The organism is Chryseobacterium sp. YR221, from assembly GCF_900176315.1.
GTDB lineage: Bacteria > Bacteroidota > Bacteroidia > Flavobacteriales > Weeksellaceae > Chryseobacterium > Chryseobacterium rhizosphaerae.
Genome location: NZ_FWXM01000001.1, coordinates 861,742 through 876,287 on the forward strand (window position 1 = coordinate 861,742; position 14,546 = coordinate 876,287).

At 37.6% G+C, this 14,546-nt stretch carries 16 protein-coding genes; 14 read left to right on the forward strand and 2 right to left on the reverse strand.

The window, feature by feature from the left end; all coding sequences use genetic code 11:
- Positions 1-9 precede the first annotated feature (9 nt).
- From B8967_RS03910 to B8967_RS03935, 6 genes are all read left to right on the forward strand, one after another.
- Positions 10-420, forward strand: a complete 411-nt coding sequence (locus B8967_RS03910) for a hypothetical protein (protein WP_047496339.1) — start codon at positions 10-12, stop codon at positions 418-420.
- A gap of 182 nt (positions 421-602) precedes the next feature.
- Entirely contained in the window at positions 603-950 is a 348-nt protein-coding gene (locus B8967_RS03915; RefSeq protein ID WP_047496164.1) for a DoxX family protein, read from the forward strand.
- Between the two features lie 119 nt (positions 951-1,069).
- Positions 1,070-1,387, forward strand: a complete 318-nt coding sequence (locus B8967_RS03920; RefSeq protein WP_228406014.1) for a hypothetical protein — start codon at positions 1,070-1,072, stop codon at positions 1,385-1,387.
- A 281-nt stretch (positions 1,388-1,668) separates the two neighbouring features.
- Positions 1,669-2,268: a Crp/Fnr family transcriptional regulator gene (locus B8967_RS03925; RefSeq protein WP_084084538.1), complete on the forward strand. Its 600-nt coding sequence runs from the start codon at positions 1,669-1,671 to the stop codon at positions 2,266-2,268.
- Between the two features lie 66 nt (positions 2,269-2,334).
- Positions 2,335-2,955, forward strand: coding sequence for a hypothetical protein (locus B8967_RS03930; RefSeq protein WP_084084540.1), 621 nt, complete (start codon positions 2,335-2,337; stop codon positions 2,953-2,955).
- An 11-nt stretch (positions 2,956-2,966) separates the two neighbouring features.
- Positions 2,967-3,368: a DoxX family protein gene (locus B8967_RS03935; RefSeq protein WP_084084542.1), complete on the forward strand. Its 402-nt coding sequence runs from the start codon at positions 2,967-2,969 to the stop codon at positions 3,366-3,368.
- Positions 3,369-3,475: 107 nt separating this feature from the next.
- On the opposite strand, the gene B8967_RS03940 is transcribed toward B8967_RS03935, so the two are convergent.
- Positions 3,476-4,432, reverse strand: coding sequence for a helix-turn-helix transcriptional regulator (locus B8967_RS03940; protein ID WP_084084544.1), 957 nt, complete (start codon positions 4,430-4,432; stop codon positions 3,476-3,478).
- Between the two features lie 93 nt (positions 4,433-4,525).
- Between B8967_RS03940 and B8967_RS03945 the strand changes: the two genes are divergently transcribed.
- Positions 4,526-5,644 (forward strand): FAD-dependent oxidoreductase, encoded by a 1,119-nt coding sequence (locus B8967_RS03945; protein WP_084084546.1) that lies wholly within the window; start codon positions 4,526-4,528, stop codon positions 5,642-5,644.
- Positions 5,645-5,733: 89 nt separating this feature from the next.
- Positions 5,734-6,648, forward strand: coding sequence for a PhzF family isomerase (locus tag B8967_RS03950; RefSeq protein ID WP_228406016.1), 915 nt, complete (start codon positions 5,734-5,736; stop codon positions 6,646-6,648).
- Positions 6,649-6,755: 107 nt separating this feature from the next.
- On the opposite strand, the gene B8967_RS03955 is transcribed toward B8967_RS03950, so the two are convergent.
- Positions 6,756-7,364 carry a DUF1062 domain-containing protein gene (locus B8967_RS03955; protein WP_084084548.1) on the reverse strand — a complete coding sequence of 203 codons (609 nt, stop codon included), beginning with the start codon at positions 7,362-7,364 and terminating at the stop codon, positions 6,756-6,758.
- A 453-nt stretch (positions 7,365-7,817) separates the two neighbouring features.
- Between B8967_RS03955 and B8967_RS03960 the strand changes: the two genes are divergently transcribed.
- The 6 genes from B8967_RS03960 to B8967_RS03990 all read left to right on the forward strand — a co-directional run bounded on the left by B8967_RS03960 (position 7,818) and on the right by B8967_RS03990 (position 14,224).
- The gene (locus B8967_RS03960) at positions 7,818-9,233 is read left to right on the forward strand and encodes an aldehyde dehydrogenase family protein (RefSeq protein ID WP_084084550.1); all 1,416 of its coding nucleotides are present in this window, start codon (positions 7,818-7,820) and stop codon (positions 9,231-9,233) included.
- 115 nt (positions 9,234-9,348) lie between these two features.
- Entirely contained in the window at positions 9,349-10,167 is an 819-nt protein-coding gene (locus B8967_RS03965; protein WP_084084552.1) for a helix-turn-helix domain-containing protein, read from the forward strand.
- Positions 10,168-10,308: 141 nt separating this feature from the next.
- Positions 10,309-11,133 (forward strand): AraC family transcriptional regulator, encoded by an 825-nt coding sequence (locus tag B8967_RS03970; RefSeq protein ID WP_084084554.1) that lies wholly within the window; start codon positions 10,309-10,311, stop codon positions 11,131-11,133.
- Between the two features lie 69 nt (positions 11,134-11,202).
- Positions 11,203-12,327, forward strand: a complete 1,125-nt coding sequence (locus B8967_RS03975; RefSeq protein ID WP_084084556.1) for an agmatine deiminase family protein — start codon at positions 11,203-11,205, stop codon at positions 12,325-12,327.
- A gap of 192 nt (positions 12,328-12,519) precedes the next feature.
- A complete protein-coding gene (locus B8967_RS03985; RefSeq protein WP_084084560.1) occupies positions 12,520-13,107 on the forward strand; it encodes a YciE/YciF ferroxidase family protein in 588 nt (195 codons plus the stop codon).
- A gap of 172 nt (positions 13,108-13,279) precedes the next feature.
- The gene (locus B8967_RS03990) at positions 13,280-14,224 is read left to right on the forward strand and encodes an MBL fold metallo-hydrolase (protein WP_084084562.1); all 945 of its coding nucleotides are present in this window, start codon (positions 13,280-13,282) and stop codon (positions 14,222-14,224) included.
- Positions 14,225-14,546 lie beyond the last annotated feature (322 nt).

Consider the following 14,546-nt stretch of genomic DNA (forward strand, 5'->3'; position numbering starts at 1 on the left):
CAAAATATTATGAACGTAGCAGATCTTAAAATCAAAAATTTAGTCGAGTACAAAAATCAGATTTATACGATCACTGAAATTTTTCAGAGTTTGAAGCAAGCTTATTTTGTTAAAATTGAAAATGACAGTCAGAGCTTTTCAGTTCCGGCAGATTCCATTAAACCTATTCAGATCACGGAAGAGTGGCTTGAAAAACTCGGTTTTTCAAGGACATACAGCTCAGATCAGAGAATACGGTATGAAAGACCTGAAACATTTATCAAATACGATATAGACCTGAGTTCCAGGAAAATACTGGAGGGACTCAAAATATATGGCAATTCTATAAAATGCAAATATATCCATGAGTTCCAGAATATTTTTTCCTGTTTATTTGGGAAAGAGCCTTCATTACATTACGGTTATCTGGAAACAAAATAGTATTAAATAGTTCTTAGTAGTAGAAGCCACAGTTTTTAAAATTGTGGCTTTTATCTTTTTACTCCCATTAGAATAAAAATGAATTGTAACTTCCGAAAAATTCACCATTCAAAAACCATTCTTTTCACGCATATTTGTTATACTGCTTTATTTAAAGCAGCTGATTTTATAAAATACACATTATGATTCTAAAGATTATTAGTTCAATACTTATCCTGGGAGCTGTATTCATGGGATTCAAACAGGGAAGTGCTATGTTTTCCGGAAAACCTGAAATGATGGAGATGTTCGGAAAATGGGGATTCAACCGAACAGCACTCATGATCAATGGAGCTGTTACGATCCTGGCTTCAGTGATGATTTTATTTCCCAGAACATTTGTTTGGGGAAATTTCCTGATGGCAGCGGGTATCCTCCTGATTATCTGCTTTCACCTTATGGACAAAGATTTTAAAGGAGTAGCCATTGAGCTTCCCTTTTTGTTCCTTAACCTTCTGATCGTTTACCTGCAACATCCTCTTAAAACTTAACTGAGATGATAAAATATATACTCATAACCATTTTTGCGACAAGCTTCTCTCTGACCGCTTGTGGACAGGTTAAAGAAAATCAAAAAAAGACAACACCCTCTATATCAAAACAACACACAATGGACCTATCAAAAATAACAGACGAAACTGTACGCCATGCCATAGAAGCACTGCAAACCGGAGATCAAAAATGGTATAGCTTCTTTATAGAAAATCCAGTGATGACAGATGACGGCAATACCGTTGATTTTACCACTTTCTTCTCCAAAGCCCTAGGTAAAGAACATTTTCTCAGCATAGACCGTATAGAAAATGAAGGAAAGGACATTTACGGAAATTTTAAAGCCGGACAATGGGGAACATTTCCTGTATTCTTTAAGTTCCATAAAAATGCTGAAGATAAATTTGAAAGATTGGATATTGGACAGGCAAAGTAAGTACAATAAAAAGCCGTTCCATTAATCAGACGGCTTTACAAAAAACTTATTTCACTAAAGTACCACCATCCAATTTACAATCACTGTTACATTATAGAAATCTGCAAATACATAATTAGGTAATCATCTGTTTCAGTATATAGCCGGCATTATAAACTGGCTTACAACCAGCGGATGGTCTGTATTGGGAATCTATTTACAATAATTCATTTTTGAATATTTCCTTACATTTGCGCCTCTGCTGTTGATTTTCTTACCGAAGCAGAATTCAAAATTTCATTATGGATACGGATATAATCATTTCACAGTTGATAGAACATTTTAGAGAAATTGTACCTTTAAAAGACTCTGATATTGATGCTATCCTTCCCAAATTAGAAATTATACAGCTTAAAAAGAAAGACTATCTCCTGCATGAAGGACAGATTTCAAGAAGTATGCGGTTTATAGCAGAAGGAAGCCTCTATGCTTATCATATTGATGAAAAGGGTAAAGAAAATATTACCCAGCTGGGTATTGAAAACTGGTGGGTTAATGATCTTTACAGCTATCTGAGTGAGCTTCCATCAAGAATGTTTATCCGGGCTAATGAAAAAACTACGGTGATCCAGATCAGCAAGAATAACCTGGAATTGCTGTATAAAGAAGTTCCTGCTATTTCTGAATTCTGGCGACTGAAAATGCAGAGTGCATATGTTACACTGCAGGAAAGAACATTTGAGCATTCCAGAGTGGATGCCTACACAAAATACAGGACATTTGTGACCACTTACCGCAATATTGAGCAGCGTTTTCCTCAATATATGATTGCTTCCTACCTAGGAATTACAGTTGAATACCTGAGTTATCTTAGAAAAAAACACCTGTCTGACCTTTCTTAAGATTTCTTAAGTTTATTCCACACAGCCCTGAATAATTTTGCTCACAGAAAATTTAATGAGTGAAATATGAAGGCAAAATTAATAGTGATCATGGCTCTTGCAGCAGTTTCAACCCAACTGAATGCACAGAAGCTTAGCTATACTCCCGACCTTGTTTTGGGACACCGTTCCTACACCTATATGCATAATGTCAACTATCAAATCAATGAGAGGTTGAAATTAAACAATCTTACTTTATTTGATACCGAATACACCAGGGACCAAGACAATATATTCTTTATAAGAAATACCCTGGCTTATAGTTTTACTAAAAAAATCAGTCTGAACGGTGCTTTCGGAGTGAAAAATCCAGGTGCATTCTTCAGCCTTTACGCTCAGTACCGGATGGTTCAGCCCTCCTACTCTTTCTCTTATTCTATAGGTGCAACTTATCAGAAAGGATTTTCCCTGGAACAGTCTATATCATTTGAGTATACCCCGCAGCTCAGGGAAAACCTCAAAGGATACTTCAGTGTCCTGGCTATTGGAAATCTTGACAATACCGGCTATCCGAGAGGGTTACAGTTCATCCGGCTTGGCGTAAAACAGGATAAGATGATGTATGGTATAGCCTCCAATTTTGATCAGTTTAATAACAGCAAAAAGACATTGGAGAACATCGGGGCTTTTGTAAAATATAATTTTTAAATAATAATAAAATGAAAAAGAACATTGATTTAGGTATTCTGATCAGCAGAATTGCCATTGGATTTCCCATGTCTGTGTACGGGATTAATAAATTGATACACGGAATTGGATTTATTCAGGATATGATGACCCAGCACGGCTTACCGTCATTCTTTGCGTATGGGGTATTTGCAGGTGAAATCATAGCTCCTCTTATGATCATTATAGGATTCCGGATACGTCTTGCAGGAATAATCTTTGCGGCAAACTGCTTTACAGCCATTATACTGGCACAAACAGCAAATATATTTAAGCTGAATGAATTTGGAGGCTGGGCACTGGAGTTACTTGCTATTTATTTACTTACAGGAGTAAGTTTCTTCTTTACCGGAGCCGGAAAATATGCCGTTTCAAATCATACTCGATGGGATTAAAACCGGATAAACGGATTCCCCTTTTATTCTGACAAATCCTAAAATTCAGATTTAATTTTATCACAAAGGTCATTTCATTTTTGAAACGGCCTTTGTGGTTTCAGTTTTTAAACCATTGAGTACTGTTTTGGGTTCATCCCGATGTGCTCTTTAAATATTTTTGAAAAATGGCTCAGATTAGAGAATCCCATTTTGTATCCTACTTCTGAAACAGAATACTTTTTCTCTCTCAGCAATAGCGCAGCTTCCTTCATTCTGAATTCCTGATAATAATTAAAAATACTGTTCCCAAAAATCTGTCTGAACAGTCGTTTGAGCTTGGTAGCACTCATTCCGGCTTCTGCAGCCAGCTCTTTTATAACAGGAGGAATTTCCAATTGCTCAAGAATTTTTGCCCGTATCATATACATAGTTTCAATATCATGGATATTCAGTGCGTAGAGATGTTTTTCATTCCGCTTTTCCAATTCTATCAATAGTCTGCAAATCAACTCTTCAGCTTTCAGTCTTAAAAAAAACAGCTTAAAAGTCTCATCTATCTCTTCAGAAATGATCTCATTGACAACATTTTGCAGAGAAGGATCGATCATATGTTCAAATAGAAAGGGTTCCGTGTTTTCCACCAGGCTTTTCAGTACCGGTGACTGATCTGATACCTGAAACAAGCTTTTCAGGTAATCCGCATCCACTTCTATATTAATCGTGTTTTTATTAGAATGGATAGGAATAAACTTATCGGTATTAAGGCGGCTCGTTGCCACCATAACAGAAGGCATTTCAACCGGATTTCCTCCCGAGGAAATTTTTGTTTTGGGAAAAATATGCTGAAACTTAAAAAAGAGCATCCTTTTAGCAATATTTACATCCGGATTTTCAATGATCAGATCTTCATACAGCTCATAATTACTAATAAGCATCCGGATATGTTTATTAAAGATCAATCCTGTGCAATATCCTTTTCCAAACCGGGATGGAATCTCCAGCTTTCTCTGTTTTATTTCCGAGCCCAGTAAACCGGCCAGGTTTTTCAGAATATGGGGAATCGTTTGATCAATCGTATCCATAAAAGTCTTTTACAGCTATTTTTAAGTCTAATATAATTATTTTATCTCTAAAATGACACAGAAATTTGTATCCATATTTAATAGCGCAAAATTATGTTACTCAAAGACAAAAAAGTAGCCATTATTGGAGCCGGTCCTGTTGGGCTGACTATGGCAAAATTACTTCAGCAAAAAGGTATTGAAGTGACCGTATATGAAAGAGATAAAGATCCCCAGGCCAGAATCTGGGGAGGAACGCTGGATCTGCACAAAGATTCCGGACAGAAAGCTATGAAAAAGGCAGGATTACTGGAAGCTTATTATAAAGCCGCTTTACCCATGGGCATTACCATCGCTGACGAACAAGGGAAAACTCTGTTCACCAAACCAATTACCCCTGAAAACCAGTTTGACAATCCTGAAATCAACAGAAATAATCTGAGAACAATACTCCTTGAAAGCTTACCCCATGATTCAGTAAGTTGGGATAGAAAATGCATCGACCTTAAGGTTTGCGGCGGGAAATGGCTACTGCTTTTTGAGAACGGATTACAAGCTACAGCAGATCTTGTCATTGGCGCCAACGGAGGTATGTCTGCCATGAGGAAGTTTGTGACTGACACAGCAATTGAAGAAACCGGAACCATCATTATTCAGGGAGATATTCCTCACCCTGAAACAGATTGTCCCGAATTTTATCAGTTATGCAACGGAAACAGGCTGATGGCAGCTTTTCAGGGTAAACTATTGGTCGTAAACCCTGACAATAACGGTGCATTAACTTATGGTGTAATCTTCAAAAAACCTGATAATGCCGAAGATAATCTCCAGGATACAGACGATATCCGCAAATTTCTCCTGAAAAATTTCGCCCTTTGGGACAAACGTTATCAAAACCTGGTTCAGCTGACACCCTCTTTTTTGAGCTTACCAACCAGAAAATTACCGGTGAGTGCCCCCTGGAAGACCGACCGCCCTTTACCGATAACCCTTATCGGAGATGCTGCTCACCTTATGCCTCCTTTTGCCGGCCAGGGCGTCAATACAGGATTGATGGATGCTCTCATATTATCCGGAAATCTCACTGGCGGAAACTATGATTCTCTACAGACAGCTATTAATGACTACGAACAGCAAATGTTTATCTATGCTTCCGAAGCCCAGATTTCATCTTCCAGAAATGAAATAGAAATGCGCCATCCTGATTTTTCTTTTACCCAGCTAATCAACTAGATCATTTGTTCTAAAAACGCAAATATACCTCTGAAAAAAGGCATTTTACAACACATTTATCCTTACCTTTACATTGAACTTAATATTGTATGATGAAGGAAGTAATTGTGTATCAAATTGACTCTTTTACTAAAGAAAAATTCAAAGGAAACCCTGCGGGGGTAGTTTTACATGCTGAAAATCTGACCACTGCAGAAATGCAATTGATAGCCCGGGAACTCAACAATTCAGAGACAGCATTTGTTTTCCGCCCCACTACTCTGGAACAAAATTTCGAATATCATGTAAGGTATTTTACTCCAACAACAGAGGTTCCTTCCTGCGGACATGCCACTATTGCGGCATTATATGCAAAAGCAATGGAAGATCAGTTGGACTCCTGTACCATCAGAATAATGACCCAAATCGGAATTTTACCTATTAGGATTGAAAAACAGGATCACGATTATCAAATCACAATGACACAGGGACGTTTTGAGTTAAGCCCCATCTTTGATCCGCTAACGACGCAAAATATTGTTCATGCATTAGGATTGACAATGGAAGATCTTGATGAGAAATGCCCTGTACAAATTGCTTCGACAGGCCACTCAAAGGTTATGATCGGTATTAAAAGCCGGAACATTTTAAATCATCTTCAGCCTGATCTTATGGCTTTAGCCCAGCTGAGTAAAGTGATCAGCTGCAATGGCTATTTTGTATTTACTTTTGATTCCGATGATAAGGAAATCCTGACCTATGGAAGAATGTTTGCCCCGGCAATCGGCATTTCAGAAGATCCCGTTACCGGAAATGCCAATGGACCTTTGGGAGGCTATCTTATTCAAAATAAAATCATCAGTACTGCCGACAATACTTTCCAATTTACAGGGACACAGGGCGAAGCTATCAACCGTATTGGAAAAGTGCAGGTGGAAGTTAAGCTAAAAGACAGTGCTATTCCCGATATTATCAGCATTACAGGCAATGCCGTAAATGTATTCAGGACTGTGATGCATATCTAATATTTTCGACCACAAAACATCGTAAAAAATAAAATATTTCAATAACAAAAGCCTCCGGACTACTGATCCGGAGGCTCTGTTTGTCAGATTGAATTATGACTGAAATTCTATCCGTTTTCAAAACAAATATTTCTGAATTTTTCTATATCAATATACACAATACCTCCATCCTTAATTCTATGACTCTTTTGTATAGACTTACCCTGAAAAGATAGGGCATCAGCTTCTATCAGCTGATTTAATTTACTGACAGAAAGACCTAAACATATCCGGATCACAGAATATACTTTAAGACTAAAATCAAAAGGGGATTTAACTGTAACCGGTAGTATTTCATACCCGGAATTTAAAATATCATCCAGTGTGGAATGTTGTATATCATATTCGACGCTCTCCGCATCATACTCAACATTATTTTTTCTTCTTGTTTCGAGGGAAAATGCATATTCCCAGGCAGTTTCTGTATTATTTTCTGAAAATTTAATGAAGAGGTTTTTGTTTATTGATTCTGTTCTGACGCGGGAGAAAATGGTCATATTAAAAGTATTTTTACATTGTACACATCGGTATATCAACCAGATATCAATATTCTTTTTTTGAGCGTTCAGTCTGAATTTATCACTGCAATAAAACCTGTCGCTATTACAATGACTGCATTTCTTCTTTAAGAGGGGGGTATTTTTAGCTTTTACCTCCCATATATATTGCTGACTCATTACTTATTCTATAATCGTGCTTAGTATTCTTTAGTTAAGTTTTAACATAGCAGTCAAAGGAATTACAGCATTAAGATCATGGATCAAAAGCTGAAATATCAGATTTTGTTGCTTCTAAAAAAGCAACGAAATGAATACTATGTTTAAATGAAAACCTGCCCAGGTAGAATTACCTGAACAAAAGAATGATCAGCCTGTGGCTTGTGAGGCTGATACTAAGCGAATATAGGTTTACGAGTCGTTCCCAAAACGTTGATCTATTTATATTAATGAAGTAAAAATAGTGAATATTTATCAAACAGCTGAAAAATAAATTAATGTTTATCAGTATTAGGCTCAGGTACTTGTATCTATTGAAATCACAATGAACCATACAACAAACAAAAATTGAACTGTACAACAAAATTATCTTTTGTATTTCAGACGAACTTTGTGGTATTAAAATCAAACAAAATGATACAGATTAATAAAATTTACATCAACGGCGAATTTGTTTCGCCACAAGGGACAGATACTTTTGATCTTATTGATCCTACGACCAACCGGAAAACCGGAGAAGTGATATTGGGAAACGAAGAAGATACCAAAGCGGCCATTGCTGCAGCAAGAGAAGCTTTTAAAACCTTTTCAAAGACGACCAAAGCAGAACGTATTGTTTTACTGAAAAAGCTTCATGAGGCAGTCAGCAAGCGGGAAGAAGAACTAGTATCCACAATGGTTAAAGAATATGGGGGCACTCTTCAGTTTTGTAAAATGAGTGTACAAAATGCCATTTCCGCTTTTACAACCACTATTGAAATACTGGAATCTTTTGACTTTGAAAGAACCGCAGGACATTCAAAAGTACGTTTTGAACCATTAGGTGTGGTAGGAATTATTACTCCATGGAATGCCAGCAACAGCTTTATATGCAATAAGCTGGCTACAGCAATCGCTGCCGGCTGTACGGCAGTGATCAAACCCAGTGAAATGAGTGCCCAACAAACCCAGCTAATTGCAGAATGTTTCCATGAAGCCGGATTACCAAAGGGTGTTTTTAATATGGTTAATGGTTTAGGAAATGTAGTAGGAACTGAAATTACAAATCATCCTGATATTGCTAAAATATCTTTCACAGGATCCACAATTACTGGAAAAACCATTGCTAAAGGAGCGGTGGATACCATGAAAAGGGTAACCCTGGAACTTGGGGGAAAATCTCCTAATATTATTCTGGAGGATGCAGATTTTGACAAGGCTGTTCCCATGGCTGTTTTTGGAGCTTATATGAATAACGGACAGGCATGTATCGCCCCTACCCGTCTGCTCGTTCCTCAAAATAAACTGAATGAGGTCAACGAGCTCGCAAAACAGGCTGTCCGGAATGTGAAGGTAGGACAGCCAAATGAAGAAGATACCACCGTTGGTCCCATGGTCAGTGCAAAACAATATGAACGGGTACAGACTTACATCAGACTGGGACAAAGCGAGGGTGCTACCCTACTGGCAGGAGGTGAAGGAAAACCTGAAGGTCTTGAGGATGGTCATTTTGTAAAGGCCACTATTTTTACAAATGTTCGTAATGATATGCGTATTGCCAGAGAGGAAATATTTGGTCCTGTATTATCTATCATTCCTTATCAAAACGAAGAGGAAGCTATCAAAATCGCGAATGACACCCCTTATGGATTAGCAGCTTATATCAGTTCTTCCAGCAAAGAACATGCAGAACATGTTGCCGCTCAGATTGATGCAGGCAGAATCTGCATTAATGGATTTGCCCATGATCCGCTTGCTCCCTTCGGTGGTTTTAAACAAAGCGGTATCGGCCGTGAATATGGTGTTTTTGGATTGGAAGCCTATTTAGAACCCAAAGCCATTTTAGCATAACAAAAGCTTATTCCTTGCAGCCAGGCTGTGAGGAATAAACTTTTTATACGTTCCTGTAATGGGGAAAAAGTTTGTAAGTTTGAATAAGAATCAATAGAAAATTACCTTTTAAGCAATGAATGATCAGAAAGCAGTTTGGCCTGTTAATTACTCCTGTCACTTTTCAGAGTTCCGGGAAGGAGAACAGTTCACACAAATTCACAGTCTGGGGTTAGTCCTTTCCGGTGAAATGGAACTGGATGATGGAAGTACAAAAACCATCTTTAAAGAAGGAGAACTTTATTCTGCACGTAAAAACCGTCTTTTAAAATTTGCAAAATATCCCCCCAAAAATGGGGAGATTAAAACGGTAACCCTATATTTTGACGATGCTGTATTACAGGATTTCAGCAGAGAATATGGATATTCGGCAGAGAAAAAAGAAAATATCTCCACATTTATAAAACCGGACAGCCAGCCATTGCTCACTTTTATGCGCTCTCTTCTTCCCTACGAAGAATTATTGAGTACCTCCACCTCAACAGAGCTTATTCGCCTGAAACAAAAGGAAGCATTAATTCTGATGCTCGCTTATGATCCAGATCTTAAAGATGTTCTGTTTGACTTTTCAGAACCTTATAAGATTGATATTAAATCATTTATGGATAAAAATTTCCATTTTAATGCCAAGATTGAACGCTTTGCTTATTTAACAGGAAGAAGCTTATCTACTTTTAAAAGGGATTTTCAAAAGAGTTTTGGGATACCGCCAAGACAATGGTTACAGCTTCGGAGACTGAAGGAGGCGCATATTTTACTTTCACAACAAGATAAACCCGTCTCTGATATTTATCTGGAATTGGGGTTTGAAAACCTTTCCCATTTTTCTTTTGCATTTAAAAAACAATTCGGGTATTCTCCCAGTACAGTTCAGGCCCAAAAGCTAAAAAAATAAAGACGGATCCTATCTATTACTTATATTTGAAAGCAAATTGCATCATCAACAAAAATGAAGAATCTAAATGAGCAGTATAAGGATTAACTGAATTTTCAAAAAATTGGATTAATAAAATGTAGAAAATAAAAACCCTTGTTTATGGAAGACAATTTAAACTGTATTTACAGGGTCATTCATTTTATGGAGAACAATTACGACCAGCAGATCTCTGTAAAAGATCTGGAAGATGTATCCCACTACTCTTACAGAAATATACAGCGTATTTTCAAGTACAGTTGCGGAGAAACCATAGGGGCTTTTCAGCAAAGGCTGAAAGTGGAAAATGCCTATAAACGCATCCTTTATACCCAGGAAAGTCTGACGGCCATTGGTATTGAAGTAGGATTTGCCAATATAGCCTCGTTTTCGAAGGCTTTCAAACAGCATTTTGGCATTTCCCCTAAAGCAGCAAAACTGAGCAGGGAAAAGCTCCTTTGCGGACCAGATCTGATTCCTGTAACATCCGATATATTGCTGGAGCCTGAAATTGTATACCTAAAATCAATACCCGTATATTATCAAAGTACCCCAACTTATTACAACAATGAGGAGATTGAGGTATTATGGGAAAAATTTACACAAAATGAATTTCCTGTTTCCGGCACTGAGTATTTCGGGGTTATTGCAGATGAACCATTGATCAAAACTGAGATAAACTGTCGCTATGATGCCTGTGCCAGCATGCAGGCTCAAAATAAAAAATTGCCTTCAAAAAAGATATTCGGGGGCCAATATGCCCGTTTTACCCATATGGGAAGCTATGAAACGATAGATGAAACCTACACGAAAATCTATTCCCGCTGGATTTTCAATTCCGGTCTCGAATTTTCTCACACCCCTATTATAGAAAAATATGAAAAACATGCTGATCATACAGATAATCAGGAAGAACAGCTCACTTATATTTTTTTACCTCTGAAGTAAGTTGTCAATTTCGGACAACTTTGAAAGCATCAATCGATCTAATTTTGCCCTATCAAAAACAGATTCATTATGCAAACAAAGAAAATCCCATTCTTATTATTACCCGTTCTTTTATTCTCCTGTACACAAACAGATGTAACAGATAATCAGGGTACGGCTGATCCAGCAGGCACTGTTGTTTATAAAATGCCTGAAGAATCAGCTCCACATGAAGGAACCTGGCTTCAATGGCCACATGAATATCAATATGGTGCCACCTACCGCAAGCGCCTGGATCCAACGTGGGTAGCCATGACCAAGGAGTTGGTACAGAGCGAAAAAGTCCATATTATAGCGTATGATAATACAGAAAAACAGCGTATCACAGCATTACTGACCAATGCAGGCGTTCCACTTACGAATGTCAATTTTAAACTGTATCCAACGGATGACTTTTGGGTAAGAGATAACGGTCCCATTTATGTAAAGGACAACAATGGAAACTTATTTATTCAGGATTGGGGGTTCAACGGATGGGGTAATAAGGCGGAATACAGCAACTGTAATTCAGTTCCTTCTAAAATAGCCACAGATACCAATATTCCAAAAATTGATCTCAATTCCGTAATGATTAATGAGGGTGGAAGTGTAGAAATTGATGGAAACGGAGTATTAATGGCTTGTAAGAGTTCTATCCTTAATACCAATAGGAACCCGGGAATGACCCAACAGCAGGCAGAAGCTATATTTACCAAAAACTTAGGAGTAACGAAATTTATCTGGCTGCAGGGAAAAGCAGGCTTGGACATCACAGATATGCATATTGACGGGTTTGCCAGATTTGCCAATTCATCCACCATTGTTACCATGAACTCTGATGATCTGGCCTATTGGCAGGTTCCCGATGGTGATATTACCCAACTGTACAGTGCTACAGGAAAAAATGGCGCCGCTTATCAGTTTGTAAAGATTCCTTTGACTCAATATGATGTAATGACCACCTATGGAAAAAATGTAGGCCGTGCTTCCTATATTAACTATTATATCGCTAATAACCGTGTATTAGTACCTAATTATAACGATCCTAATGATGCAGTAGCCAACGAGATCATCCAGCGCCTCTATCCTGATAAAAAAGTAGTCGGCATTGATTGTCGTAATTTATTTGCCAACGGAGGAATGGTACATTGTGTGACACAGCAGCAGCCGAAATAAAAAATCATATATATCTTAAAAACCTGGCGGTCAGATTTGATCACCAGGTTTTCAATATTATTACAGCTAATGTAAAGAATCTGTTTTTCCAGAGTACTGTTGCTTCTTTCGGTTTTTTTCAAAATCACTACTATGAAGCCCCTATGGTCTTAAAATTGTAGGTATACAGTGAACAACACTAAATCTAATATTATGGCAACCAAAACCACCACAAAAAGAACAGTCACCAAAAAAGCACCGGCAAGCAAATCATCACCAGTTAAAAAAACAGCCAAAACTCCGGCTAAAAAAAATGCAGCCAAAGAGCTGAAAGATCTGTTTGAAGATTCGCTGAAAGACATCTATTGGGCGGAAAAAGCATTAGTTAAGGCATTACCTAAGATGCAAAAAAATGCAACAGATAAAAGACTTAAAACAGCCATTGAAAATCACTTAATGGAGACCCAGATTCATGTAAAAAGACTGGAAGAATGTTTTAAATCCCTGAAAAAAAAGGCAACGGCAAAAAAATGCGATGCCATGCAGGGGCTCTTGGATGAAGGTAAAAGTATTATGGAAGAAACAGCTCCCGGATCGGTAAGGGATGCCGGTATTATCGCTGCAGCACAAAAAGTGGAGCATTATGAAATTGCTACTTACGGAACATTGGCAGCCTATGCTAAGGTTCTTAAAGAAAATTTCTGTCTCAAAAATTTCCTGGCCACCCTTAACGAAGAAAAAAAATGCGATGCCCTTTTAACAAAAGTAGCAGATACAAGGCTTAATACTAAAGCTTTATAGCCGATGCGCTGTTTAAAATATGATGAAAAGAGGTCTGTTATAGATCTCTTTTCGTTTTTATCTCAGCTTCATAGGAGTAGTTTTATGAATGTAATAAGGGATATAATCGTCAAAAAATAATGTAAATTTGCCCTATCCTACCGTAAAAGGTAGATTCTTAGCTTTAGATCACATGAAAAAAACAGCATTTTCTTTACTGGCCTTCTTGATGCATATGGCCTGCCAGGCTCAAAACTTTGACCTTATACCGTTAGGTATATATGGTGGAGAGCAAGAAGATAACCTATCAGCTTATTTAGTGGGAACACCGAAAGACAGTACGTTCCTATCCCTTGATGCAGGAACAATAAATACAGGAATACGGAAGGCAATTCAATTGAAAAGCCTTAACGGACCGGAAGAGACCGTTCTAAAAAACCAAATAAAAGGATATTTTATCTCACACGGTCATTTGGATCATTTATCAGGGCTTATTATCAATTCTCCGGCTGATGCAAAAAAGGATATTTTTGCTATAGCTCCGGTTATTCAAATTCTGCAAAATCATTATTTTATCACAGATACCTGGATTAATTTTGCCGATCAGGGCCAAAAGCCTATGCTTGGAAAATACCATTATAATGAACTTCAGGAGGGAAAAGAAATCGCAGTACAGAAAACACCTCTTTTTATAACGGCATATGAACTAAGCCATGTCAATCCTTATAAAAGCAGTGCCGCACTGGTCAGAAAAGACGACCACTATCTGCTTTATTTAGGGGATACCGGTGCCGATCGGGTTGAAAAATCTGATCAGCTCAATAAGCTTTGGAACACTGTAGCCCCACTTATAAGAAAAAGACAGTTAAACACGATATTAATAGAAGTTTCTTTCCCAAACAGCCAACCTGAAAAACTTCTGTTTGGCCACCTCACTCCTAATCTGCTGTTGGAAGAACTGCAGAAACTGAAAGAAAAAACAGGACAAAAGAATCTGGAAGGTTTAAATATTGTAGTTACCCACAGAAAGCCGACAAAAGACAATCCTGAAATTATTAAAGAAGAATTACTGAAAAACAATCCGTTAAAAGTAAATTACATCTTCCCCGAACAAGGCAAAAAAATTAATTTACCTTAACAATTTATTAAAGATGAGACTATCCCTGTCTCATCTTTTTTATTACTCATGTCCGCATACATAAGGAGAGCACTCAATAGGTCAGTTTGAAATTATTTTTTGATTAAAAAGATGAACGCAAAGCTTATGAATAATTTCGCTTTATTTTAAGCCGGCAAAGTGACGCGACTTCGTCGCTGATGAAGATGTATGCTTATCCATACGTTTTGACGAATCAACTTCGTTGATTCTATCCTTTACTCCCCGAAAATATGGATAATGAAGCTAAAGCTTTGCGTTAGAAAAACACATCAGCAGTACATGATCTTTTTAATCAAAAATT

Coding starts and splice junctions, on each gene's coding strand:
- B8967_RS03910 (WP_047496339.1), top strand. CDS start 10: ATGAACGTAGCAGATCTTAAAATCAAAAATTTAGTCGAGTACAAAAAT.
- B8967_RS03915 (WP_047496164.1), top strand. CDS start 603: ATGATTCTAAAGATTATTAGTTCAATACTTATCCTGGGAGCTGTATTC.
- B8967_RS03920 (WP_228406014.1), top strand. CDS start 1,070: ATGGACCTATCAAAAATAACAGACGAAACTGTACGCCATGCCATAGAA.
- B8967_RS03925 (WP_084084538.1), top strand. CDS start 1,669: ATGGATACGGATATAATCATTTCACAGTTGATAGAACATTTTAGAGAA.
- B8967_RS03930 (WP_084084540.1), top strand. CDS start 2,335: ATGAAGGCAAAATTAATAGTGATCATGGCTCTTGCAGCAGTTTCAACC.
- B8967_RS03935 (WP_084084542.1), top strand. CDS start 2,967: ATGAAAAAGAACATTGATTTAGGTATTCTGATCAGCAGAATTGCCATT.
- B8967_RS03940 (WP_084084544.1), bottom strand. CDS start 4,432: ATGGATACGATTGATCAAACGATTCCCCATATTCTGAAAAACCTGGCC.
- B8967_RS03945 (WP_084084546.1), top strand. CDS start 4,526: ATGTTACTCAAAGACAAAAAAGTAGCCATTATTGGAGCCGGTCCTGTT.
- B8967_RS03950 (WP_228406016.1), top strand. CDS start 5,734: ATGATGAAGGAAGTAATTGTGTATCAAATTGACTCTTTTACTAAAGAA.
- B8967_RS03955 (WP_084084548.1), bottom strand. CDS start 7,364: ATGAGTCAGCAATATATATGGGAGGTAAAAGCTAAAAATACCCCCCTC.
- B8967_RS03960 (WP_084084550.1), top strand. CDS start 7,818: ATGATACAGATTAATAAAATTTACATCAACGGCGAATTTGTTTCGCCA.
- B8967_RS03965 (WP_084084552.1), top strand. CDS start 9,349: ATGAATGATCAGAAAGCAGTTTGGCCTGTTAATTACTCCTGTCACTTT.
- B8967_RS03970 (WP_084084554.1), top strand. CDS start 10,309: ATGGAAGACAATTTAAACTGTATTTACAGGGTCATTCATTTTATGGAG.
- B8967_RS03975 (WP_084084556.1), top strand. CDS start 11,203: ATGCAAACAAAGAAAATCCCATTCTTATTATTACCCGTTCTTTTATTC.
- B8967_RS03985 (WP_084084560.1), top strand. CDS start 12,520: ATGGCAACCAAAACCACCACAAAAAGAACAGTCACCAAAAAAGCACCG.
- B8967_RS03990 (WP_084084562.1), top strand. CDS start 13,280: ATGAAAAAAACAGCATTTTCTTTACTGGCCTTCTTGATGCATATGGCC.